A 24,026-nucleotide genomic window follows, 5' to 3' on the forward strand; every position below is an offset into this window, starting at 1 on the left:
GTGGCGCTGTTGGCCGCCGTGTTTCGCACTGCGGAAATAAAAAAAACCGACCCGAAGGTCGGTTTTTTTATCGGTACGAAACCGATTACTGCTTGGCGGCAGGAGCCGAAGCTTCAGCAGCCGGAGCAGCCGGGGCTTCAGCAGCAGGAGCCGAAGCTTCAGCAGCCGGAGCAGCCGGGGCAGCAGCAGCCGGAGCCGAAGCTTCAGCAGCGGGGGCGGCAGCAGCCGGGGCTTCAGCGGCCGGAGCGGCAGCTTCTTCCTTCTTGCCGCAAGCGGCGAGGGCAACAGCGGCCAGCAGCGATGCGATCAGGAGAGACTTCTTCATTGTTCGTCCTTTAACTTGTAATAACGGAAAACAGGCGATGAATAATTACCGGTAATTATCGCTCTTGAACTGCAAAATAGAGGCTCTCCCGGGTGCCGACAAATGCAGTGGTACACAGTACTAGCCAGCCGACGATTATATCCGCGTTTTCCCGCCTTGTGTAGCGTCGAAATTTGCTGAATCTCATTGTTACGCATTATTACAGCGCGGGCGGCGCAATCTGCAGCCAGCCCTCCAGCGTCCAATGATGGAAGGTTTCCATCAGATCCGGCAGATCCGCGCAGGCGGAAACCTCTTTAGCGCTCAGGTGGCGGTGATCGGCCAGCTGCTTCAGCCACGGGGCAAGGTCTTCAGGCGTTTCGTAGGCCTCGCCATTCAGGAAGAAATGCGTGCGGTCATAGAGCGCAATCGATGCAGGCGCGAGCACGACGCCATGCGTCTTCGCGAGCTTTGCATATTTGCGCGCAGGGAGTTCGGGAATCTCGGGAAACTCGACGCTTGGCTTGGGTTCGGACAGATGCGTGCCGAGAAATTCGGAGACCATCTTGCTGTCCCATTGCATGGCCTTCAGGCGTTCCGTCACGGCCTTTGTCATGCCGGCGGGCAACAGGGCCGGATGCTTGACCGCACGCTCGCCGGGATCCGCATAGCGGCCGCTCAGGTCTTCATTTTCCTCGACGGTTTCCGACAACCATGCGAGAAAATGACCGGCAAGCTCGCGATACGCCGGTGCCCGGAAGCCGATCGAGCAGGTCATGCATTCGCCCTCGGCCACACCGTCATGCGCGTACTGCGGCGGGAGGTACAGCATGTCGCCAGGTTCGAGCACCCACTCCTGTTCGGCCGAGAAATCCGCCAGTATTTTCAGCGGCATGTCCGGAATCAGATCGAGCTTCGTCTGCGACGAAATGCGCCAGCGGCGTCGGCCCGATACTTGCAGAAGGAAAACGTCGTAGGAATCGAAGTGCGGGCCCACACCGCCGCCATCTGACGCGTAGCTGATCATCAGGTCGTCAAGCCGCGCGTCCGGCACAAAGCGAAACTGACCCATCAGGTCGGCGGCCGCGGCGTTGTGCAGGTTGACGCCCTGAACCAGCAGCGTCCACTGGCGGGTCTTGATGGACGGCAGGTTCTCGGCGGCGAAGGGACCATGCTCGAGCTTCCAGCGGTTGCGAAAATGCGTCACCAGCCGCGATTCGACCTCATCGCGGTCGGCCAGCTCAAAAAGCGCTTCACGCGACACAGGCGGCACGATTTCGGGCACTGCCTGTCGAATGAGCAAGGGTTTGCGGTGCCAGATGTCGCGCATGAATGCAGCAGGCGTCATGCCGCCCAGCAGGGCGAGTGGCGCGTCGGGATCGACGAGTCCAGGGGGCAATGCCTGCGCGTATAATGCGGAATCGTTCATGGAGTCAAGAATTGAAAATCGCTAAGAACACGGTGGTGTCCGTGGTGTACAAGCTGTCGGACGCGCAGGGCAATCTGATTGAGGAGTCAGATGAGCCCATGGTCTATTTGCACGGCGGCTATGATGGCACGTTCCCCAAGATCGAGGAAGCGCTGGACGGCCACGACGCGGGCTTCGAGACCCAGCTGCAACTGGAGCCCGAAGACGCGTTCGGTGACTACGACGCGGACCTCGTAAAGGTGGAGCCGCGCAACCGCTTCCCCGAGCCGCTCGAAGTGGGCATGCAGTTCGAGGGCATGCCCGAAGACGGCGACGAGGAAGACTCCATTATCTACACCGTGACCGATGTCGCCGAAGACAAGGTCGTGCTGGACGGAAACCATCCGTTGGCCGGCATGGCGCTGCGCTTCTGGCTGAAGGTCTCGGAAGTGCGCGAAGCTACGGCCGATGAGGTCGAGCATGGCCACGCGCATGGCGCCTCCGGTGTCGAAATCGCCGACGAGGACGAGGACGACGACGAGGGCGGTAGCCGCACGCTGCATTGAGCGCGCCTCAGCATCGCAAACAAAAAGCCGGCATTGCCGGCTTTTTGTTTGCCCCGGGCTGGCCGCTCAGTGACCCGCGGGCCCGTCCTTCAGCACGAGCTTGAATGGGGATGCCGACCCGGGCGTAATGATCAGCTCGGTCCATTGCGCGACCGATCCTGCCGGCAACGAGACACGCGAGAAATTCGGCAGCGTCTTCCCCGCCGCATCGCGCAGCGGCTTGTCGGTGCCGTAGCCGCTGAGGCCGGTGTGCACCAGCAGGACCTGCCCGCGGAATTTCCCGACAAGCTCGCGCAGCTGTCGCTTGAACTCCAGGAAGCCGTCGCGCTGGCGGCGTCCCATGAAGCCATCCAGCAGTGTCGGCTTGCCACGTTTCTCCCAGCCGTTGCCGAACTGCGGGTCACCGTGCGCGACGATCACGATGCCGGCCATCTCGCGCTGTTTCGCCACCGAGAAGGCGCGCGCGAGCCATTGGCGATTGGCCTCCCGGCGGTCTTCAAATTCCCCGTTGCGGCCGCCTTCGCTGCGGTAGTGATTGTTGTCGCCAGGCAGGTTCAGGCCGACCAGCAATACGTTGCCAAGACCGATACGGACGTTCTCGCGAAAGCTGCGGAACATGGCCTGGTCGGACTGCCGCACCACTGCCTGCTGGCGCCGGCCCAGCGTGGCGTCTTCGGGAAAGAACAGTTCGCGCAGCCGGTTGAGCCGTTCCACCGCATCGAACTTCCCGTTGGTCGGCTGCTGGCATTCGGCCCAGTCCGTTTCGCCGGGCACGTAAACCAGTGGCAGCGGCGACTGTTCGAGCACGCGCAGGCGCGAGGCCAGTACCGCATCGCTGCACGACTCCGTATCGCCTTTGATGCCCCCGGCATGGACGACCAGGTTCAGCCGTTGCTCGGCAAGATCATCGAGCAGCGCGGTCAGGTTGTCTTCGGCAGCCGGCCATTGCGGGATGTCGGCAATGAGTGCGACGCGGATGATCTCGGGCTTCGGCGTGGCCTGCGGCTTGCCGCCGCGCGGTGCCGCGCCCGCGACGGCGGCTGCCGCCAGCAAGGGCAGCAGCAGGGCCAGCGCGATACGCCTGCCGTGGCAGGCGCGGGCCAGTTGGCTCATGCCGCGTCGGCTGCCTCGCTCGCCAGCGCCTTGAGGCGATAGAGCGCATCCAGTGCATCGCGAGGCGTGAGGCTGTCGGGGTCGAGGCCGGAGAGCGCGTCGAACACTGCGGCTTGCTCCGGCGACGGTGCAACGGCAGTCCCTGCCTCGTCGTCTTCGCTGTCGGGGTGCGTGGCCGGAGCGGCGAACAGGTCGAGTTGTGGCGTCGGCGTGGCATCGGCCGATTGCTGCTCGAGCCAGGCCAGGTGCTTGCGCGCGGCACGGATCACCGGCTGCGGCACGCCAGCCAGCTGTGCCACCTGCAGGCCGTAGCTCTGGCTGGCTGGCCCGTCCTGTACCGCATGCAGGAACACGATGCCGTCGCCGTGTTCGACGGCCGACAGGTGCACATTGGCCGCCTGCGGGAATTCCTGCGGCAGCTGCGTCAGCTCGAAATAGTGCGTGGCAAACAGCGTGTGGCTGCGGTTATGCGCGAGCAGGTGGCGAGCGATGGCCCACGCCAGCGCCAGCCCGTCGAAGGTGGAGGTGCCGCGGCCGATCTCGTCCATCAGCACCAGGCTCGCCGGCGTGGCGTGATGGAGGATGCCGGCGGCTTCGGTCATCTCGACCATGAAGGTCGAGCGCCCGCCTGCGAGGTCATCGGCGGCGCCGATGCGGGTGAAGATGCGGTCGACCGGCCCGATCACCGCGCGCCGCGCCGGCACATAGGCGCCCACGCAGGCCAGCAGCACGATCAGCGCGGTCTGGCGCATGAAGGTTGATTTACCGCCCATGTTCGGGCCGGTGATCAGCAGCAGCTTGCGGGCTTCGTTGAGCTGGCAGTCATTGGCGATGAAAGGCACGGACTCTGCTGCGAGCTGGCCTTCCACCACCGGGTGGCGGCCTTGCACGATGTCGATCACGTTCTCGGTCACGCGTTCCGGGCATGACCAGTCCAGCGTCTGGGCGCGTTCGGCCAGGGCGGCGAGCACATCCAGGCGCGCCAGCGCGCCGGCCACACGCTGCAGGTCACCGATATGCGGCAGCAGTGCCTGCAGCACGCTGTCGTAGAGCTGCTTTTCGCGGGCCAGCGCGCGGTCCTGCGCGGACAGCGCCTTGTCTTCGAAGGCCTTCAGCTCGGGCGTGATGTAGCGCTCGGCGTTCTTCAGCGTCTGGCGGCGGCGATAGTCGTCGGGCACCTTGTCGGCCTGCCCGTTGGTGACTTCGATATAGAAGCCGTGCACGCGGTTGTACTCGACGCGCAGGTTGGCAATGCCGGTGCGGGCGCGCTCGCGCGTTTCCAGGTCAATCAGGAACTGGCCGCAGTTCTCGGAAATATCGCGCAGTTCATCCAGTTCTGCGTCGTAGCCGCGGGCGATTACGCCGCCATCGCGGATCACGGTGGCGGGTTCCTCGGTCACGGCGCGGACCAGCAGATCCAGGCAGTCCTGCGGAATGGCCATTTCGGCGAGCGTGCGGGCGAGTAGTTCCGAGCCCTGGTCGCCGCGAATGCAGGCCTGCACATCCGGCAGCTCCCGCAAGGTGTCGCGCAGCGAGGACAGGTCGCGCGGGCGCGCGTTCAGCAGCGCGAGGCGCGAGGTGATGCGTTCCACGTCGGCGAGCCGGCGCAGCGCCGACCGTAAATCGTCGCTGCCCTGGTCAATCAGGACGCCGATGGCCTGCTGGCGTGCCTGGGGCAGCGCCGGATCGCGCAGCGGGTGATGCAGCCAGTGGCGCAGCGCGCGGCTGCCCATGGTCGTGGCGCAGGTGTCGAGCAGGGAGAACAGGGTGGGGGATTCGCCGCCGCGCAGCGTCTCCGTCAGCTCCAGGTTGCGGCGCGTGGCCGAATCCAGCCCGACAAATTCCGACTCGCGTTCGACCTTGATGTCCTGGACATGGCGTAGCGACTGGCCCTGCGTGGTCGCTGCGTAGTTCAGCAGCGCGCCCGCCGCGCCCAGTGCGGCACCGAGGCCCGCGCATCCGAACGGATCGAGGCTGGCAACGCCAAGCTGTTCGCGCACGCGGCGCGTGCCGGCATCCTGGTCGAAGTGCCACTCGGGCAGTCGGGTGCGCGCGCACGCCAGCGCCGGCAGTTCGATGCCATCCGCGTACAGCAATTCGGCCGGGCGAATGCGTTCGAGTTCGCGCCCCAGTTGCGCGACTTCGCACTCCATCAGGCGCAGCTCGCCGCTGGCCAGGTTCAGCCAGGCCAGCCCGGTCTTGCTGATGCCGCGCCGTGTGGTCTGCTGGTGGACGGCCATCAGGAAAGTGTCGGCCTTGTCCGGCAGCAGCGCGGCGTCGGTCAGCGTGCCGGGGGTGACGATCCGCACCACCTTGCGCTCGACCGGGCCCTTGCTGGTGGCGGGGTCGCCGATCTGCTCGCAGATCGCCACCGATTCGCCGAGCTTGACGAGGCGTCCGAGATACGAATCTGCCGAGTGGAACGGGATGCCCGCCATGCGGATGGGCACCCCGTTGGAGCTGCCGCGCGACGTCAGCGTGATGTCGAGCAGCCGCGCAGCTTTCTCGGCGTCATCGTGGAAGAGTTCGTAGAAATCCCCCATCCGGTAGAAGAGCAGCGTGTCCGGATGATCGGCCTTGATGCGCAGGTACTGCGCCATCATTGGCGTATGACGGTCGGCAGATGCCTTCTTGTTCTGTTGTTCCGCTACGCTTTCGTCCTGCAATGCCATTCTCCTGCGGCTGTCCCGCCGGGCTGGCGAGGTTCCGATTGCCGTATCTACAGGGGCGATATGTTACCCCAGCCGGCCTCGTGGGCAGGCGCCGGACGTGCGTGCCGGCGCCTTTGTCTGGCGCACTTCACAGGAATCGCGGGGGCGAGTGCGCCCGCTCGGCCTATATTGGTCGTAGCGTGCTCTTCGGCATGCGATTCGGGCGCAACGGACAGAGGGAGATCAATATGTCCCGCTTACTCTTGACGAACATAGAACCCGGCACCTCCGACGAGGAGATCAGGGCGTTCCTGGTCAAGTACGGGTTGCCTGAATTCGATGCGATCGAGCATTTGCCGGGCGACGGGACGCGGCCGGCCGTCGAGTTGACATTCAATACAATTGGTCCGGAGATCCTGCGCAAGCTTCAGGGGCGCATCGATCACATGTACTGGAAGCGCCGCGAACTCAGTGCGACGATCATGCATGACCGCTTCAGTTGAGCGCGATATCAGGCGCAAGGCCGGCTTGGCTCCGGCCGTTCGCGCCAGCCCGGTCGCACAGATCCGGAGATCGTTGCTTCAGCGGAACACCAGCACCGGAATATCGCTGTGCGTCAGTACCTTTTGCGTTTCGCTGCCCAGCAGCAGTCCGCTGATACCGCTGCGGCCGTGCGACGCCATGAAGATGACGTCGCAGTCCAGCTCCCTGGCCGCGTTGATGATGCCGCGATAAGGGGTCGCAGCCGGTGAGACGTGGGCGCTGCAGGGTACGCCGGCCAGGGCAGCGGCGGCTTCGACCTTCGCCAGCTCCTGCCGCGCACCGGCCTCCACGCGTTGCTGGAATACGGCCTTCTTTTCGTGTGTGGTGTCACTGGTCATCACATAGGGGTACTCCTCCACGCACATATACGGGGTCAGCCTGGCGCCGCTGGTGCGCGCGAACTGGATGGCAGCCGAGACGGCCTTATGCGAAAGCTCGGATCCATCGACGGGGAGCAGGATGTGCTTGAACATGAATTTCCTTTTGGGAGCGGGAGGGAAACGGAATCGGGGAGTTGGCCAGCGCAGTCAGTTGGCAAGTGCGCGGCCGACGATCAGCGAATCGGGCTGGCCGATCGCGGCGGTATCGCGATTGGCATACGGGAAGCGCGCCAGGATGTAGCGCAGGGCGTTGAGCCGAGCGCGCTTCTTGCAATCGGAGCGGATGACGGCCCACGGCGCGTCGGCCGTGTCCGTATGCGCGAACATGGCTTCCTTGGCGCGGGTATAGGCGTCCCACTTGTCGAGAGAGGCGATATCCACCGGGCTCAGCTTCCATTGCTTGAGCGGATGGATTTCGCGCTCCTTGAAGCGGCGGCGTTGCTCTTTCTGGCTGACCGAGAACCAGAACTTGAACAAGTGGATGCCACTGCGAACCAGGTGGCGCTCGAACTCGGCTGCCTGCTGCAGGAAGTCCTGGTACTCCTGCAGCGTGCAGAATCCCATGACATGCTCGACACCTGCACGGTTGTACCAGGAGCGGTCGAACAGTACGATCTCGCCGGCCGACGGCAAATGCTGGATATAGCGCTGGAAGTACCATTGTCCGCGCTCCGATTCGGTGGGCTTCTCCAGCGCCACCACGCGCGCGCCACGCGGGTTCATATGCTCCATGAACCGTTTGATGGTGCCGCCTTTGCCGGCTGCGTCGCGGCCTTCGAACAGGATGACGACGCGCTGGCCGGTATCGCGCACCCACGCCTGCAGCTTCAGCAGCTCGACCTGGAGCCGGTACTTCTGCTTTTCATAGCTGCGGCGGGACATCAGGTTCTTGTACGGATACGCGCCTTCCCGCCATGCCGGCGAAAGCTCGTCGTCGGCATGGAGTTTCCTGCCGGGCTGCCACGTAGAGGGATTGCCTTCCAGGATCAGGCTGCGCAGCTGCGAGGTCTCGTCAGGCGATAGGCCGTCCATCAGTGTCCGGATCGCGTCCATGACGCTGTCGGCCCCCTGCGCGGCCTGGTTCGCGAGGATGTCCTGCATGCTGTTCGCGGCCAGCTGCACGGCGGAATCGATGGCGCCGTTTACCTCGTTGATTTCGGCGGAACGTGCGGTGTTGGTCGGGAGTACGTCGCCCTTGCCGGCGGCGCGCACGTTGTGGGCAAGGTGGGGGCTGGTGTGGCCGGGAGTTCTGGACGGGTCTTGTTCGCTCATGCCTGCACCCATGTCAGGCGGCCTTGCGCAGGATGCTGTAGAGCTGGTCCTTCAGCTGCAGCTTTTCCTTCTTCAGGCGTTCGATCTCGGTACTTGTGCCTGGCAGGATGCCCGCCTCCATGTTGCGGATTTCCTGGTCGAGTTCGTTATGGCGATTGAACAGCCGGGAGAAGTGGGCGTCCTGCGTCTTGAGCGTGGAGATCTTGTCGCGGTATTCGGGAAACATATGGCTCTCCTCAGGTTGGAATCCGTGCGCCTGCTCGGGCAGCGCATGCATTCATTCTGAGGAGGCCGGGCGGCGGCGGCCTTGATGTGGATCATGGCCGCGGAAGGCCGGAAATCAACTGTTGCGCCGGTAATCACCGCTTGGCGGCCGAAGGCCGTCGGCACAAACAAGAACGCCCGCCGGGGGCGGCGGGCGCTTCTGGGGGGCTGCAGGCTCTCCTGCGCCGTCAGCCGCTTATGCCGCTGCGGGCTTGACGTTGTCCAGCGAGTAGGGCGCCAGCAGGCGAACCATCTGCGCAAAGGCCTTGGGATTGCCGGCCAGGACTTCGCCTTGCTCCATCTGGCGGGCTTCGCCGGCGTAGTTGCCGACCAGGCCGCCGGACTCGGTGATCAGGAGCATGCCGGCTGCCATGTCCCACGGCTTCAGGCCGCGCTCGAAGAAGCCGTCCAGGCGGCCGCAGGCGACATAGGCCAGATCGAGGGCGGCGGCGCCCGGGCGGCGCAGGCCGGCGCAGCTGCGCGTCATCAGCGCGAACATTTCCAGGTATTCGTCCATGCCTTCCAGGTCACGGAAGGGGAAGCCGGTGCCGATCAGGCAGTCGGCCAGCTTGTCGCGGCGGGTCACGCGGATGCGTCGGTTGTTCAGGAAGGCGCCCGCACCCTTGCTGGCGGTGAAGAGTTCGTCGCGGGTGGGGTCGTAGACCACGGCCTGCACCGGCGTGCCGCGGTGCAGCTGGGCGATGGAGACCGCGTACTGCGGAAAGCCGTGGATGAAGTTGGTGGTGCCGTCGAGCGGGTCGATGACCCAGGTGTATTCGTGGCTGTCTTCGCCTTCCGCCCAGGACTGGCCGGACTCTTCCGCTAGAATGGCGTGTTCGGGGTAGGCAGTGCGGATGACCTCGATGATCGCGGCTTCGGCAGCACGATCGACTTCGGTCACGAAATCGTTGTGTTGTTTGCGCGAGACGCGCACCAGATCGACGTCGAGCGACGCGCGGTTGATGATGGATCCCGCCTTGCGGGCCGCCTTGACGGCGATATTGAGCATCGGATGCATGAATCTCTCCAGGCCGGCCAGGACGAAACGGCAGGGCGCGAAGCTATCGCGCGCCGGTCCCGGGCAGCTGACAACACAACGGATTGTAGAAGAACGTCGGGCGTCGCCATAAGTGCTGCGAAAGGCTCGCAGGCATGCGAATTCGTGGCGCCGCGCCAAAGATGAACCCCGAATTGTATATGAACCCGGCAACTGACACGAGCCAGGCCGCCACGGCGGCCGCTGCCCCGCACGATATGTTCGCCCGCGTGCGCTTTGTGCTGGTCGAAACCAGCCATCCCGGCAATGTCGGCTCGGTGGCGCGGGCGATCAAGACCATGGGCTTCGGCAGCCTAGTGCTGGTTTCGCCACGGGAGGCCGCCGTGCGCGAGCATCCCGACGCCATTGCCATGGCCAGCGGGGCCGATGACGTGCTGGCGGCAGCGCGCATCGTCGGCGACATCGAGACCGCGCTGGCCGGCGCCGCCTTTACCGTCGCCATGACGGCGCGGCAGCGCGAACTCGGGCCGCCACGGCTTTTGCCGCGCGATGCTGCGGCGCGCGGGCTGGCGACGCTGGCCAGCACGGCCGATGGCGACATCGCCTTCGTCTTCGGCAACGAGCGCTACGGCCTGCCCAACGAGGCGGTCGAGCGTTGCCAGGCCGTTACCCATATCCCCGCCAATCCGGCCTATGCCTCGCTCAACCTGGCACAGGCCGTCCAGTTGATCGCATACGAGACCCGGCTCGCCTTGCTGGAGGCGGGCGCTGGCCCGTCGGACGGCGGCGGCAATATCGGCTATGCTGGTGAGCCGGCCACGGCCGAGCAGATCGAGGCGATGTTCGGCCACCTGCAGGCTGCGCTGGAGGCCATCGGCTTTCTCGATCCGGAGAACCCCCGCAAACTGATGCCGCGCCTGCGGCGCATGTTTGCCCGCAGCGGGCTGGAGCGGGAAGAGGTGAACATCCTGCGCGGCGTCGCCCGGCACATGCTGCTCGCCGTGCGCGACAAGGCAGCAGTACAACACGATCAAGGGCCGGATGCACCGGCCTCGCAACAGGAGCACTGACAGGTGGCGGAAAATCCGGCCTATTCCATGCGCGATGGCACCAGCAACGGTGCTGCTCGCCGGCTCATGGAGCGTGCCGTGCCGTACGCCGGTGCGCAACGGTCGTCGACCGGCCTGGTGCATGCCTGCGAGCGATGTTGAACCCGCGTCGCAGCGAATGACCCTGACGGCATCGGGGCAGCAAATCTCTTACACTCCCTGATCCCGTTCCCACCGGCCAATGACCTCGCCGGCGACCGCGCACACGGCTGACCCGTGTTGCCCGGCGCACGGCGCGGCAACACGACACGACCAAGATGTTCTCTCGCCTGAAGGAAGATATCGACACCATCATGCTGCGCGACCCCGCCGCGCGCAGCCGGCTCGAAGTCCTCACCTGCTATCCCGGCCTGCATGCCGTGGTGTTCCATCGATTCGCACACGGCTGCTGGAATGCCGGCTTCCACTGGCTCGGGCGCTGGATCTCGCACTGGTCGCGCTTCCTGACCGGCATCGAAATCCATCCCGCGGTCAAGCTCGGGCGGCGCGTGTTCATCGACCACGGCATGGGCGTGGTGATTGGCGAAACGGCCGAAATCGGCGACGACTGCACGATCTACCAGGGCGTGACGCTGGGTGGCACGTCGCTCTACAAGGGGCAGAAGCGGCATCCCACGCTGGGTGCCAGCGTGGTGGTCAGCGCTGGCGCCAAGGTGCTGGGCGGGTTCGTGGTCGGCGACGGCGCGCGCGTGGGCTCGAATGCGGTGGTGCTCAAGCCGGTGCCGCCGGGCGCGACTGCGGTCGGCATTCCGGCGCGCATCATCCTGCCCGATGCGCCCGCGACGCAGCAGGGCGCCAAGCAGGAGTTCTCGGCCTACGGCATCACGCCCAACGCCGACGACCCGGTGTCGCTCGCACTCAAGAGCCTGATCGACAATGCCGCCCAGCAGCATGACCGCATCGAGGCCGTGCTGGCCGCGCTCGACCGGCTGGGCGAGCATCTCGAGAACACGCCGAACGACCGCTTCGACGCGAGCGAATTGCGCAAGCTGATGAAGTAAGAGGGCCGGGCGCCGAGCGCCCGGTTCACTCGGTCTGGGACAGTACCCGGAAGCCGCTCTCGTCCAGCTGCAATGCGGCGGCACGGGGATGGCTGCCGTCCAGGTCCCAGTCGGTCAGCACCCAGCGCACGCCCGAGGCTTCCTCGTGCCGTGCCGGCCGGTGCGTATGGCCATGGACCAGCAGGGAGGCGTTGCCGGCTTGCATCAGCCCGGCTACCGCGGAGGGCGTGACATCGCCATAGAAGGGCAGTTGTGCGCCCTGGCCTTCGCGCAGCTGACGCGCACGGCCCGCCTCGCTGTCGGCGCGCAGCCTTCGGGCCACTGACAAGCGGGCAGACAACGGCAGCGCCAGGAACAGGCGCTGCACCCAACGCTTGCGGGTCCAGCGCCGGAAGCGGTTGTAGCGTTCGTCATCCAGGCACAGCATGTCGCCGTGGCTGAGCACCACGCGATGGCCGGCGCAGAGGATGACGGTGGGATCGGGCAGCAGCGTCGCGCCCGCGGCAGCGGCAAATCGCCGGCCCAGCAGGAAGTCACGGTTGCCGTGCATCAGGTAGACCGGGACGCCGCGTCCGGCCAGCGCGCGCAGCGCGCCGGCGATCTGCCGGGCGAACGGCGAGTCGGTTTCCTCGTCGCCCACCCAGAATTCGAAGAAGTCGCCGAGGATGAACAATGCGCGCGCATCTTGCGCGGCACGCTCCAGCACGCGCTCGAAGGCTGCCAGCGTACGTGGCATGCCCGGCGTCAGGTGCAGGTCGGAAATGAACCACGCCGGCGCCGGTACCTCGAGAGGACCTGCCACCGGCGTGCGGGAGATTGCGGTCATGCGCGGAGTCGGAAGGGCATTGCCGGCAGAGAGGCGCGCACGGAACCGCAATCGGAAGGCATAGGCGATGCTTACTCGACCACCACGGCCTTTTCGATTACCACGTCTTCCAGCGGCACGTCCTGGTGGAAGCCCGAGCTGCCGGTGCGCACGCCCTTGATCTGGTCAACCACATCCGTGCCTTCGACCACCTTGCCGAACACGGCGTAGCCGAAGCCTTGCGGAGTCGGCGAAGAAAAGTTCAGGAAGTCGTTGTCGACCACATTGATGAAGAACTGCGCGGTGGCCGAGTGCGGCGCGTTGGTGCGTGCCATGGCCACGGTGTAGCGGTCGTTCTTCAGGCCGTTGCCGGCTTCGTTCTCGATCGGCGCATCGGTGCCTTTTTGCTTCATGCCGGGCTCGAAGCCGCCGCCCTGGACCATGAAGTTCTTGATCACGCGGTGGAAGATGGTGTTGTCGTAGTGGCCCTTGCGGACGTACGACAGGAAGTTCTCGACCGTCTTCGGGGCCTTTTCGGCGTCGAGTTCAATGGTGATGACACCCTGGTTGGTATGGAGCTGGACCTTGGACATGGGAATTCCTCTGTTCGGTAATGTTATTTCACGACGGTGGCCGACTCGATCACGATCGGCACGGCCGGCACATTGTGCATCGGGCCATAGGCCGTGGTTGGCGTGGCCTTGATCTTGTCGATCGTATCCATGCCTTCCACCACCTTGCCAAAGACTGCGTAGCCGTTGCCGTCCGGCTGCGGGTAGTCGAGATTGGGATTATCTACCACATTGACGAAGAACTGAGCCGTGGCCGAGTTCGGGTCATTGGTCCGCGCCATGGCGACGGTGCCGGCCTTGTTCTTCAGGCCGTTCTGCGCTTCCAGCGGAATCGGCGCGCGCGTGGGCTTCTGCTTCATGTCGCGGTCGAAACCGCCGCCCTGCACCATGAAGCCATTGATCACGCGGTGGAAGATGGTGCCGCTGTAGAACCCGCTCTTCACATATTCCATGAAGTTGGCAACCGTCTTGGGCGCCGCGTCGGGGTAGACCTCGACGGTGAACTTGCCTGCGCTGGTGGCGAACTGCACCCGCTCGGCCTTTTGCGCTTGCGCCTGGGCTGCAAAGGAAGAAAGCGCAAGCGCACCGGTCATCAGGCCGGCAAGGACGATGCGACGGGAACGAATCATGACTGGACTCCGGTAATCTGGATTGAGAGACGGGCCGCGTTGGCGGCCCGGCGACAATGGTGCCGATCAGTCGGCGGCGGGTGCGCTCGCGGGTGCCGATCGGTTGGCTGGCGACGTGCCGCGGCCGCCGGCGGGTGCCGGGGTCGCCGCGGCGGCGGGCCGCAACTGGCGCAGGGCGCTGCTGGCGCGGGTATCGCCCGGGTTGCGGCGCAGCGCCTCGGCATATGCCTGTTCCGCCATGCGGCGGTAGACATCGCCCAGGTTGGTGTAGCCAATGGCAAAGCCGGGTTTGACTTCTGTGGCCAGCAGCAGTTCGGCCTCGGCCCGCTTCAGGTCGCCGCGCTTGGCATACAGCAGTGCCAGGTTGTTGTGCGGCTCCGGCAGTTCCGGGAAGTCCTGTGCCATTTCGGAGAGGGCGCGGATGGCATCGTCCTCGCGGCCGGCCTGTGCCATGGCCCAGGCGCGTTCGAAGCGGGCCTGGGCATTGCGCGGGTTGGCGGCCAGCACGCGGTCGAAGCCCTGGATGGCTTCGTCATAGCGCTTGTCGTTTGCGGCCCGTTCCGCCTTGGTCATGCCGGGATCGGCCGACCGCGCGCCGCCTGCCGGCACGGTGGGTGCCGCCAGCGAGAGCGGGCCATTCTGTGCGTGGGCGTTGCCGCCCAGCGCGGCTGCGATCGCCAGCGCGGCCATGGCGTACTGCCCGTGCCGGCGGGCGGAGGCGAAAGTCTGGGTGGGCAGGAGCAGGCTCATTTAAGGAGGGTCCGTTATACTCCGCGGCATTCTAGCAAAGCGGCGCGGTGCGCACGACGCCGGCCCGCGGGCGGTTCCGCCTGGACCTCGCTACGCGGCGGGAACCGGGAGGGCGCTTCCGGTAAGATATGGGGCGCGGCGGCGTTTGCGCAGGCGCAAGCGCTCCCGCCCCTGACGGTGCTGTAATCGGCCGGGGCAGTTGCGCCGATGGCTGCGCCTGTCGACGCTTGCTGTGCACCCGGCAGTCCCCTCACATCACTCACTTCGCTTCATGCAGCTTCTGAACATCTACAACACGCTCGCGCGTGAAAAGCAGCCATTCGTGCCAATCGAACCCGGCAAGGTCCGCATGTATGTGTGCGGCATGACCGTGTACGACTACTGCCACGTCGGCCACGCGCGCGTGATGGTGGTGTTCGACATGGTGCATCGCTGGCTGCGAGCGGCCGGTTACGAGGTGACGTATGTGCAGAACATCACGGACATCGATGACAAGATCATCCGCCGCGCGGCAGAAAATGGCGAGACCATCGGCCAGCTGACCACGCGCTTCATCCAGTACATGCACGAAGATGCCGACGCGCTCGGCATCGTCCGCCCGGATTACGAGCCGCGCGCCACCGACTACGTGCCGCAGATGCTCGACATCATCGGCAAGCTGGAAGCCAGGGGCCTGGCCTATCAGGCGACCGACGGCGACGTGAACTACTCCGTGCGCAAGTTCCCCGGCTACGGCAAGCTTTCCGGCAAGTCGCTGGAAGACCTGCGCGCGGGCGAGCGCGTGACGGCCAACGATGCCAAGCAGGATCCGCTCGACTTCGTGCTGTGGAAGTCCGCCAAGGAAAGCGAGCCGCCCGAGAGCAAGTGGAATTCGAAGTGGGGCACTGGCCGCCCGGGCTGGCATATCGAGTGCTCGGCCATGAGCTGCGCGCTGCTGGGCGAGCATTTCGACATCCATGGCGGCGGCGCGGACCTGCAGTTCCCGCACCACGAGAACGAGATCGCCCAGTCGGAAGGCGCCAGCGGCAAGCCGTTCGTCAACGTCTGGATGCACAACGGCTTCGTGCGGATCAATGACGAGAAGATGTCGAAATCGCTCGGCAACTTCTTCACCATCCGTGAGGTGCTGAAGGCGTACGACCCGGAAGTGGTGCGCTTCTTCATCCTGCGCGCGCACTATCGGAGCCCGCTCAACTATAGCGACGCCCATCTCGATGATGCTCGCCACGCGCTGACGCGGCTCTATACGGCACTCAAGGACACCCAGCCGGGCGGCTATGCCGTCGACTGGGAAGAAGCGCATGCAAAGCGTTTTGCCGAGGCCATGTGCGATGACTTCAACACGCCGATCGCCATGTCGGTCCTGTTCGACCTGGCCAGCGAGATCAACCGCACCGGGTCTTCCGCTGCCGCGCGCCAGCTCAAGGGTCTGGCCGGCACGCTGGGCCTGCTGGAACGCGATCCGCATACCTTCCTGCAAGGCGGTCACGGCGCCGACGGCATCACGCCGGAGCAGATCGAAGCCATGATCGCCGCCCGCAAGGCCGCCAAGGCCGAGCGCAACTTCGCTGAAGCCGATCGCATCCGCGCGGAGCTGCTGGCGGGCGGAATCGTGCTCGAGGACAAGCCGGGCGGCGCTACCGAGTGGAGGCGTGCTTGAACGCTGCCGCGCGCAAGCCCGCGACTTCCGCCGCTGCGGCCAAGACGGCCAAGGCTTCCGGCGGGCGTGCCGGCAAAGCGCCCGTGAAGGGCGTAGCCAGAGCGGACGGGAAAGCGGCCGCGCCCGCCAAGCTGAATGCGAGGGCACCCAAAGTCTCGCTGCCCGAGGCCGACGCCATTCCGCTGCCGGTCGAAACCGTCATCGACGCGGTACGGCCGGCCTACTGGGACGAGGCATGCGCCGACCTGATGAAGCGTGATCGCATCCTGCGCAAGATGATCCCGACCTACGGTCCGGCGCATCTGGTTTCGCGCGGCGATCCGTTCATCACGCTTGCCCGCTCCGTGGTTGGCCAGCAGATCTCCGTCAAGGCGGCGCAATCCGTGTGGGAGCGGCTGGTGGATGCCTGCCCGAAGATCACCCCTGCGCAGTTCCTCAAGGCGGGACCGGAGAAGCTCGCAAATTGTGGCTTGTCACGCCGCAAGGCTGAATACATCATCGACCTGGCGGATCATTTCAAGGCCGGACGCGTCCACGTCAATGAATGGACGGAGATGGACGACGAAGCGGTCATCGCCGAGCTTACGCAGATTCGCGGCATCGGGCGCTGGACGGCGGAGATGTTCCTGATGTTCAATCTGATGCGGCCGAACGTGCTGCCGCTGGATGATGTCGGGCTGATCAACGCGATCTCGACCAACTATTTCAGCGGTGAGCCGGTCACAAGAAGTGAAGCGCGCGAGGTGGCGGCCAACTGGGAGCCCTGGCGCACGGTGGCAACCTGGTATATGTGGCGTAGTCTTGACCCGCTGCCGGTGACGTATTAAGCACTAACGTAACAAAAAAACGCTGCAGGTGCAGTCCAAGCTATCTGCCCGGCGCTAAGATAGCGGCCAACTTCCGGTAGAATGCGCCCCTTCACAGACAGGTACGCGTGATTTTATGAAAACCACCTTCCTGGATTTTGAGCAGCCCATTGCCGAACTCGAGGCAAAGATCGAAGAACTGCGATTCGTGCAGGACGATTCGGCTGTAGACATTTCCGAAGAGATTTCGCGGCTGGCCGGCAAGAGCCAGCAGCTGACCAAAGATATCTATGCCAACCTGACCCCGTGGCAGGTTGCGCAGATCGCCCGCCATCCGCAGCGTCCGTATACGCTGGACTACGTGCGTGAAATCTTTACCGATTTCCACGAGCTGCACGGCGACCGCACCTTTGCCGACGATCTTTCCATCGTCGGCGGCCTGGCCCGCTTCAACGGACAGGCGTGCATGGTGATCGGTCACCAGAAGGGCCGTGATACGAAGGAGCGCGCGATGCGCAACTTCGGCATGCCCAAGCCCGAGGGCTACCGCAAGGCCAAGCGCCTGATGGAACTGGCCGACAAGTTCGGTCTGCCGATCTTCACCTTCGTCGACACGCCGGGCGCATTCCCGGGCATCGATGCGGAAGAGCGCGGCCAGTCCGAGGCCATCGGCCACAACCTGTATGTGATGGCCGGCCTGAAGGTGCCCCTGATCGCCACCATCATTGGCGAAGGCGGCTCGGGCGGCGCGCTGGCGATTGCCGTGGGCGACGTCGTGCAGATGCTGCAGTTCGCGACCTACGCGGTGATTTCGCCGGAAGGCTGCGCTTCCATCCTGTGGAAGACTGCCGAGAAGGCTCCCGAGGCTGCCGAAGCACTTGGCCTGACGGCACATCGCCTGAAGGCGCTGGGCCTGATCGACAAGATCGTCAGCGAACCGCTGGGCGGTGCTCATCGCGATTACAAGGGCATGGCTTCCATGCTCAAGCGGTCGCTGGCCGAATCGCTGCGCCAGTTCCAGGGCATGAGCGTGAAGGAACTGCAGGCGCGTCGCTACGAACGCCTGCTCGCCTATGGCAAGTTCAAGGAAACCGGCGTCCAGGACTGATCCGACCGCCAGCCTGACCGACAAGGTCGCACAGGCCCTCCAGGCCGGTGCGGCCTTTGTTGTTTCTGGCGGCGGGGCGCCGCACGGGCAGGGCGCGGCCGTGGCGGTGGCGCTTTCGGGTGGCCGCGATTCGGTCGCGCTGCTGCATGCGACGCGGGCTGCGGTGGCCGCTTCCGGGATGCCTGCACGCGTGGTGGCCCTGCATGTGCACCACGGTCTCCAGGCGCAGGCGGACGACTGGGATCGATTCTGCGCTGACTTGTGCGCGCAGTGGCAGATTGGCTACTTTGTCCGGCGCACCACGGTGCAACCCGCCGCCGGCGAAGGCATTGAAGCTGCGGCGCGCAGGGCGCGCTACGCGGCGTTGGGCGCGATGTGCCGCGACAGCGGGGCAGGGCTGCTGCTGTTTGCCCATCACCTCGATGACCAGGTCGAAACCGTGCTGCTACGGCTGTTCCGCGGCACGGGGGTGGCCGGCATGGCGGGAATGCCGGCAATGCGCGCGCTGGATGAGCAGGGCGGCGTCCTGTTGCTGCGCCCCTGGCTTGCAGCAGGGCGACAGGAGATCGACGCCTATTGCGCCGCCCATGCGCTGCGCTGGATCGAAGACCCCAGCAATGCCGATCCGCGCTTTGCCCGCAATGCGCTGCGGGCTCACCTTCCTCCGCTGCTGGAAGCCTTTCCTGCCTTGCAGGGCAATATCGCGCAAGCGGCAGCTCATTTCGCGCAGGCGGCGCGAATGCTTGATGAGCTGGCCACTGCCGACCTGTCCCGGCTGGTTTCTCCGGGCCGCGACGCCGATACCTGCGCAGAGCTCGACCTGGCCGGCCTGCGCGCACTGCCGCCGGCCCATGCCGATGCGGTGCTCCGCCTGTGGCTGCACGACCTCGGCGCGCAGGCGCCATCCACTGCACGGCTCGCCGCCATGCGCGCACAATTGATCGAACACGAAGGCGGCGAGCCCGCGATCCTGCACGACGGACTGGTGCTTCGTCGCTTCCAGGGCCGCGTGCTGGCCTGCGTGCCGCCCCCGGATGCCCATCCCGCGGCAATCGAGCTTCGCTGGCAGGGTGAGTCGCGCATCGTGGTGGGAGCATGGCGAGGCGAACTGCGCTTCGAGCGGGACGATACGTTCGGCGTGCCGGAGGCGGTGCTGCGGCAGCCGCTGCGGCTCGCCGTGCGCACCGGCGGCGAGCGCATCGTGCTGCGCCCGGGCGGGCCGGCCAGGGCGCTCAAGCAGGCCTACCAGGAAGCCGGTGTACCGGCCTGGCGGCGCGCCCATTTGCCCTTGTTGTGGGCGGGCGATTCGCTGCTGCTCGCGGCGGGGCTCGGCATGCACCGCCGCTGGCCGGCTGCGCCGCCGGCGCCGCGCTGGCGGGTCGAGTGGATGCCGATTCCTCCTCTCCAGACAACGTCCGGGCGACGCTGACGCCGCACCGAAGTTGCCCGCCAGACCCGGCCCAGCCTTGCCTGACTGGCCTTGTTCGTGTATTTTCAAGAGCTTTGCACAATCGCTGGCGTCGACAAGAAGATGGCTCTCATCGTTCACAAATACGGCGGCACTTCGATGGGTTCCTCGGAACGCATCAAGAATGTCGCCAAGCGCGTAGCCAAGTGGCACCGCGCCGGTCACCGCGTAGTCGTGGTGCCTTCAGCCATGTCGGGCGAGACCAATCGCCTGCTTGGGCTTGCCAGGGAGATTTCGGCGCAGCCGGACCCGCGTGAACTGGACATGCTCGCCTCCACCGGCGAACAGGCCAGCGTGGCGCTGCTCGCCATCGCGCTGCACGGCGAGGGCATCGATGCGGTCAGCTACACCGGCTGGCAGGTTCCGGTGAAGACGGATTCGTCGTACACCAAGGCCCGCATCGAATCGATCGACGACGAGCGCATCCTCGGTGACCTCGATGCCGGCCGCGTAGTCGTCATTACGGGCTTCCAGGGTATCGACGACGACGGCAACATCACCACGCTCGGCCGTGGTGGCTCGGATACCTCGGCCGTGGCCATCGCAGCCGCCATCGAGGCCGATGAGTGCCTGATCTACACGGACGTTGACGGGGTCTACACCACCGATCCGCGCGTGGTGGAAGATGCGCGCCGCCTGGACCAGATCACCTTCGAGGAAATGCTGGAAATGGCCAGCCTGGGCTCCAAGGTGCTGCAGATCCGCTCGGTGGAGTTCGCCGGCAAGTACCGCGTGAAGACCCGCGTGCTGTCGTCGCTGACCGACCCCCTGATGCCGCTCGAACAGGAAATGCATTCGGGCACGCTGATTACTTTTGAGGAAGAGTCTGAAATGGAAGCAGCCGTCATCTCCGGCATCGCCTTTGCCCGTGACGAGGCGAAGATCACCGTTCTGGGCGTGCCGGACAAGCCGGGCATTGCCTACCAGATCCTGGGCCCGATCGCCGACGCCAATATCGACGTCGACATGATCATCCAGAACCAGTCGGTGGACGGCAAGACCGACTTCACCTTCACCGTGCCGCGCGGCGACTACCAGCATGCGCTGACGATCCTGAACGACAACGTGAAGGGCCACATCGGCGCCGCCAGCGTTTCGGGCGACCCGAAGGTGTCGAAGGTGTCGGTGGTTGGCGTGGGCATGCGCTCGCATGTCGGCATTGCCAGCAAGATGTTCCGCACGCTGTCGGAAGAGGGCATCAACATCCAGATGATCTCCACTTCGGAAATCAAGATCTCGGTGCTGATCGACGAGAAGTACATGGAGCTCGCGGTGCGCGCGCTGCACAAGGTATTCGAGCTGGATCAGGCGTGATCCGTTCGTAGGAATTGCCTCTGGCGAGGCTCTAAAAGTTGCGTTGTGTCATCGATTCATCATTGACCAAACGGCTCGGCCTCGCTAGAATACGCGCTTCGTTGTGTGGCCTCCCTCACACGACGTCAAGTTTGGGAGACGTGGCCGAGAGGTCGAAGGCACTCCCCTGCTAAGGGAGCATCCGGGCCAAAACCTGGATCGAGGGTTCGAATCCCTCCGTCTCCGCCAGCAATGGCGGCGAACCCCGGAAGATCGCGGTCTTCCGGGGTTTTGTTTTATGGGGCGGGTTTCCAAGCCGAGCACTGTCCGGTGTCTGTTACACCAACCCTCTCAGACAGAGTGCGAACATGGCGAAATCCAATCACCTCACCAAGCGCGGCAGCATCTACTACTTCCGCCGCAAAATCCCCCTCGATTTACTCCAGCATTACCCCGGCAAGCGGGAGATCACGCGCAGTCTCGGGACAAAGGATTCCGACGAGGCCGCCCGCATAGCCCGGCGCGTATCTGTGGACTTGGACGAGGAGTGGCAGACCCTCCGCAACGCTGTCAATAGCAAACAGGCTGATGCCGCACGTGTCGCCCTGCTATTGGGGGAGCCTGAGCAGCCCTCTGACGCCGACACCCTAGACCCGGCGCATTGGGACGAAGCGGCAAGCCACGAGCAGGCCGAGGAAACGGCGGCGCATTGGGATGCCGAGGACGAGCAGCAGGAAAAGGATGAGGCGGAGGCAGACCGGCTAGAGCGGGTTTGGGCCATCGTGGAGCGGCGTAGGGCCGAGGCAGGGCAAGCCCTCATCCCGCCCACCATTCGGGACGCCATGGCCTCGCAGAACGCGCCCACGGACCAGCAAGCCAAGGCCCCCGGCCACAAGCCAAACGGCCTCACCCTTGAGCAGATCATTCCGCTATGGCAGCGGGACAGGCAGCCCACATCCAAGACCATTGATGCGGTGACCCGCGCAGTCCGAGAAGCGAAAGACCCGGACATCCACACCATTAAACGCCAGATCATCATCGCCATGCGTGACCGCTGGATAGCGGCAGGCAACAGTGTCGCCACCACGAACAAGAAGATTGGATTTATCCGCTTGCTTTTGGGCGTGGCCAAGTCTCGCGGGCTGATCGAGGTGAACCACGCCGAGGGCGCAGAGCTTCCGCCACCGAAGCGAGCAGTCGAGCTACGTCTGCCCTACAGCCCCGAGCAGGCAGAGACAGTCATGGCAGCGACCGAGGGCGCGAGAGAATCCGACCCGGCTATGTACTGGCTGCCCCGGCTGGCTCGCTGGACAGGTGCCCGGCTCAATGAACTGCACCAGCTACGGAAGGACGACTTACAGGCCCGCGAGGGGGTGCCCGGCCTGATGATTACCGACGAAGGGGAGCATGGCAACGGCGTGGACATGCGCCTCAAGAATCAAGACAGCCGCCGATGGGTGCCGCTGGCCGAACCAGTGCGCGACTTCGCGGAGTGGGCGGGGAAGCAGCCAGACGGCCCGCTGTTCCCGGCCAAGCCGAACAAATACGGCATCGTCTCGGACGCCTTTTCGAAGCGATATGGCCGCTTCCTGCGGGAAACACTCAAGATCAAGGACAAGCGCATTACCTTCCATTCTTGGCGGCATGGGTTTGCTGACATGTGCCGGGCCGCTGGTGTTGCCCCGGACGTGCGCTTGGCCCTCATGGGACATACAGAGGGCGGCGTATCGGGTACGTATGGCGCAGGGGAGGGGTTACCCGCAAAGCGGCTTATCGATGCAGTTGTCTGCCTTGGCAGTGACACATAACAAAGAACAATTGAGCGGAGGGGTTAAATGATCAATTTTGATGATCTGGTCGCGTCACTCGAATTCATTCATCCAAAAGAAATATTTGACATGCTCCACTCAAAAACTGGGCCGAAGGGCGCTCAGATTTGGGAGGTTAAGAATGAGATTAAGCCAATTGATCTCTTTTGCTATCTTGGCGCAAGATTTGGGAAGCCAAATGGAATCCAAAATTTCTTGCGCAACGATGATTCTGATAATCTGATTCATTGGGATTGGACGCTGAAATGTGAATATGGGTGGATTATTCTCCTTGGAATGAATTTTCGGACGGAGTTGCAGCTAATCGGGGTATTTCCTTTTGATGAGAAAAGCAAGGGGCTGTTTCTAGAAGCCATAAAGCGAGATTTTTCCACTCATGGCAAGAAGATGTCCTTCATTCGCAAGGATTATCTGGAGCATTGGGTCGAATTTGTTAATCCATACCGTAGAATTCGTAATGCGGTTGATCGACTCCTCGGCGATCTGCGTGAGCTTAACTTGAGGCCGGATGCTTCTGCGTTAGGTGAGTCGGTGTTTCTAACCGAAGAAACCAAGGGGCAATTCGAGGAGAATCTATCGCAATACTCAAAGGCATTGGGCCTGTGTTTTGGTATCAGGTCTATGCTGCCCGTAATGGTAGAATCGTTCGTCAATCTTGTCCTGTTCATGTTCATGCGGCCAGATCTAAGGAGCGACACTCGGCTTCGTGATAATACAATAAGGCAGCAGATCGATATTAGAATAAAAACGCTTCACATTACTTGTACATCTTTTGCGAAGCCGGTTGACTACTCAAATGAAATTTGTGGGAAGTTTCATTCTCTTGTTAATGAAAGGAATGACCTGCTTCACGGTAACGTTTCCATTGATAAGCTGAAATTTAACGAGGTCTATTTTGATGGCCGCATTCCGGTATTCAAGGAATATCGTAATATGTGGGAGCGTTCGATTGGGGTTGATATCGGAGCAGTTGGTTTGGAGGGGCTCCAGTCCGAAATTGACGTTGCGGAGGGCATGATTGAATACCTCATCTCCTGTGTGGATGAGCGACTCCAGGATCATGTGAGGCGCGTCATGGAGACTCGTGACCTAGGCTGGAACGAAAAGAAGAACCGGCTAGGGATTTTATTTCCTGGCGTACTCGTCGATATGCGACCTGTTCTCGAAGAGGAGAAGACAGATACTTCCTCTAGAGATAACAAGGAGCAGCCACCTGAGTAATCTGTGAGCGGGCGAAAAATTAATTCGCTAATTCGCGCGCAGTTGTGAGGACAAGTGACCCGCGCGCTCCCCCGTACGCCCCCGCGCATCACGCACGCAACAACCCAACAGTGGCGCTAGGGCGGGGTCACAGGCGACCGGACCACAGGGCTACCGGCTGCCCCGGTAATCAATCGACCGTATTGCTACCACCGCAGAGCGGGCAGCAAGCCCGGTAAGAAAGTCCTTGTAAACGGATTGACTACCACATATGATTGCTACCACGTTTGATTACCAA

At 63.9% G+C, this 24,026-nt stretch carries 23 protein-coding genes and 1 tRNA gene; 12 read left to right on the plus strand and 12 right to left on the minus strand.

Annotated elements, in window-relative coordinates:
- Positions 1–85 precede the first annotated feature (85 nt).
- Both RM96_RS39930 and RM96_RS10035 read right to left on the minus strand, forming a co-directional pair.
- Positions 86–325: a hypothetical protein gene (locus RM96_RS39930; RefSeq protein WP_082016498.1), complete on the minus strand. Its 240-nt coding sequence runs from the start codon at positions 323–325 to the stop codon at positions 86–88.
- 199 nt (positions 326–524) lie between these two features.
- A complete protein-coding gene (locus RM96_RS10035) occupies positions 525–1,733 on the minus strand; it encodes a ribosomal protein uL16 3-hydroxylase (protein ID WP_193752423.1) in 1,209 nt (402 codons plus the stop codon).
- An 11-nt stretch (positions 1,734–1,744) separates the two neighbouring features.
- On the opposite strand from RM96_RS10035, the gene RM96_RS10040 reads away from it, so the two are divergent.
- On the plus strand, positions 1,745–2,278 hold the full coding sequence (locus tag RM96_RS10040) for an FKBP-type peptidyl-prolyl cis-trans isomerase (RefSeq protein WP_039010225.1): 534 nt from the start codon (positions 1,745–1,747) through the stop codon (positions 2,276–2,278).
- A 66-nt stretch (positions 2,279–2,344) separates the two neighbouring features.
- Here the strand turns inward: RM96_RS10040 and RM96_RS10045 are convergent, their stop codons facing one another.
- Together RM96_RS10045 and mutS are read right to left on the minus strand one after the other, a co-directional pair.
- On the minus strand, positions 2,345–3,391 hold the full coding sequence (locus RM96_RS10045; RefSeq protein WP_039010226.1) for a hypothetical protein: 1,047 nt from the start codon (positions 3,389–3,391) through the stop codon (positions 2,345–2,347).
- Positions 3,388–6,063, minus strand: coding sequence for a DNA mismatch repair protein MutS (gene mutS, locus RM96_RS10050; protein WP_039010227.1), 2,676 nt, complete (start codon positions 6,061–6,063; stop codon positions 3,388–3,390). The genes RM96_RS10045 and mutS overlap by 4 nt, the downstream gene beginning before the upstream one ends.
- A 227-nt stretch (positions 6,064–6,290) precedes the next feature.
- Here mutS and RM96_RS10055 point away from each other — a divergent pair, with 227 nt between their 5' ends.
- Positions 6,291–6,545: a hypothetical protein gene (locus RM96_RS10055; protein ID WP_039010228.1), complete on the plus strand. Its 255-nt coding sequence runs from the start codon at positions 6,291–6,293 to the stop codon at positions 6,543–6,545.
- Positions 6,546–6,623: 78 nt separating this feature from the next.
- On the opposite strand, the gene RM96_RS10060 is transcribed toward RM96_RS10055, so the two are convergent.
- The 4 genes from RM96_RS10060 to RM96_RS10075 form a co-directional block, all read right to left on the minus strand.
- A complete protein-coding gene (locus RM96_RS10060) occupies positions 6,624–7,058 on the minus strand; it encodes a universal stress protein (RefSeq protein WP_039010229.1) in 435 nt (144 codons plus the stop codon).
- A 54-nt stretch (positions 7,059–7,112) separates the two neighbouring features.
- Positions 7,113–8,237, minus strand: a complete 1,125-nt coding sequence (ppk2, locus tag RM96_RS10065) for a polyphosphate kinase 2 (protein ID WP_039010263.1) — start codon at positions 8,235–8,237, stop codon at positions 7,113–7,115.
- Between the two features lie 13 nt (positions 8,238–8,250).
- Complete coding sequence (locus tag RM96_RS10070; RefSeq protein WP_039010230.1) at positions 8,251–8,463, minus strand: YdcH family protein; 213 nt, start codon at positions 8,461–8,463, stop codon at positions 8,251–8,253.
- A 234-nt stretch (positions 8,464–8,697) separates the two neighbouring features.
- Entirely contained in the window at positions 8,698–9,519 is an 822-nt protein-coding gene (locus tag RM96_RS10075; protein ID WP_039010231.1) for an inositol monophosphatase family protein, read from the minus strand.
- A 179-nt stretch (positions 9,520–9,698) separates the two neighbouring features.
- On the opposite strand from RM96_RS10075, the gene RM96_RS10080 reads away from it, so the two are divergent.
- On the plus strand, positions 9,699–10,568 hold the full coding sequence (locus RM96_RS10080; RefSeq protein WP_052279437.1) for an RNA methyltransferase: 870 nt from the start codon (positions 9,699–9,701) through the stop codon (positions 10,566–10,568).
- A gap of 296 nt (positions 10,569–10,864) precedes the next feature.
- Positions 10,865–11,608, plus strand: a complete 744-nt coding sequence (cysE, locus tag RM96_RS10085; RefSeq protein ID WP_039010232.1) for a serine O-acetyltransferase — start codon at positions 10,865–10,867, stop codon at positions 11,606–11,608.
- A 25-nt stretch (positions 11,609–11,633) separates the two neighbouring features.
- Here the strand turns inward: cysE and RM96_RS10090 are convergent, their stop codons facing one another.
- The 4 genes from RM96_RS10090 to RM96_RS10105 form a co-directional block, all read right to left on the minus strand.
- A complete protein-coding gene (locus RM96_RS10090; protein ID WP_039010233.1) occupies positions 11,634–12,434 on the minus strand; it encodes a UDP-2,3-diacylglucosamine diphosphatase in 801 nt (266 codons plus the stop codon).
- A gap of 71 nt (positions 12,435–12,505) precedes the next feature.
- On the minus strand, positions 12,506–13,006 hold the full coding sequence (locus RM96_RS10095; protein WP_039010234.1) for a peptidylprolyl isomerase: 501 nt from the start codon (positions 13,004–13,006) through the stop codon (positions 12,506–12,508).
- A gap of 23 nt (positions 13,007–13,029) precedes the next feature.
- Positions 13,030–13,614: a peptidylprolyl isomerase gene (locus tag RM96_RS10100; RefSeq protein ID WP_039010235.1), complete on the minus strand. Its 585-nt coding sequence runs from the start codon at positions 13,612–13,614 to the stop codon at positions 13,030–13,032.
- A gap of 66 nt (positions 13,615–13,680) precedes the next feature.
- Positions 13,681–14,364, minus strand: a complete 684-nt coding sequence (locus RM96_RS10105) for a tetratricopeptide repeat protein (protein ID WP_039010236.1) — start codon at positions 14,362–14,364, stop codon at positions 13,681–13,683.
- Between the two features lie 271 nt (positions 14,365–14,635).
- Here RM96_RS10105 and cysS point away from each other — a divergent pair, with 271 nt between their 5' ends.
- The 8 genes from cysS (at position 14,636) to RM96_RS10145 (ending at position 23,749) form a co-directional block, all read left to right on the plus strand.
- Positions 14,636–16,024 (plus strand): cysteine--tRNA ligase, encoded by a 1,389-nt coding sequence (cysS, locus tag RM96_RS10110; protein ID WP_039010237.1) that lies wholly within the window; start codon positions 14,636–14,638, stop codon positions 16,022–16,024.
- Positions 16,021–16,851: a DNA-3-methyladenine glycosylase family protein gene (locus RM96_RS10115; protein WP_039010238.1), complete on the plus strand. Its 831-nt coding sequence runs from the start codon at positions 16,021–16,023 to the stop codon at positions 16,849–16,851. The genes cysS and RM96_RS10115 overlap by 4 nt, the downstream gene beginning before the upstream one ends.
- Before the next feature lie 115 nt (positions 16,852–16,966).
- The gene (locus RM96_RS10120) at positions 16,967–17,938 is read left to right on the plus strand and encodes an acetyl-CoA carboxylase carboxyltransferase subunit alpha (protein ID WP_039010239.1); all 972 of its coding nucleotides are present in this window, start codon (positions 16,967–16,969) and stop codon (positions 17,936–17,938) included.
- Entirely contained in the window at positions 17,904–19,367 is a 1,464-nt protein-coding gene (gene tilS, locus RM96_RS10125) for a tRNA lysidine(34) synthetase TilS (protein WP_193752424.1), read from the plus strand. The genes RM96_RS10120 and tilS overlap by 35 nt, the downstream gene beginning before the upstream one ends.
- 102 nt (positions 19,368–19,469) lie before the next feature.
- Positions 19,470–20,720 carry an aspartate kinase gene (locus tag RM96_RS10130; RefSeq protein WP_039010266.1) on the plus strand — a complete coding sequence of 417 codons (1,251 nt, stop codon included), beginning with the start codon at positions 19,470–19,472 and terminating at the stop codon, positions 20,718–20,720.
- A 134-nt stretch (positions 20,721–20,854) separates the two neighbouring features.
- Positions 20,855–20,948: transfer RNA gene (locus RM96_RS10135), tRNA-Ser, on the plus strand.
- Positions 20,949–21,067: 119 nt separating this feature from the next.
- Entirely contained in the window at positions 21,068–22,507 is a 1,440-nt protein-coding gene (locus RM96_RS10140) for a site-specific integrase (RefSeq protein WP_039010240.1), read from the plus strand.
- Between the two features lie 27 nt (positions 22,508–22,534).
- On the plus strand, positions 22,535–23,749 hold the full coding sequence (locus tag RM96_RS10145; protein WP_238587207.1) for a hypothetical protein: 1,215 nt from the start codon (positions 22,535–22,537) through the stop codon (positions 23,747–23,749).
- Positions 23,750–24,026: the final 277 nt, after the last annotated feature.

The sequence above is a fragment of the Cupriavidus sp. IDO genome (genome assembly GCF_000812465.1).
GTDB lineage: Bacteria > Pseudomonadota > Gammaproteobacteria > Burkholderiales > Burkholderiaceae > Cupriavidus.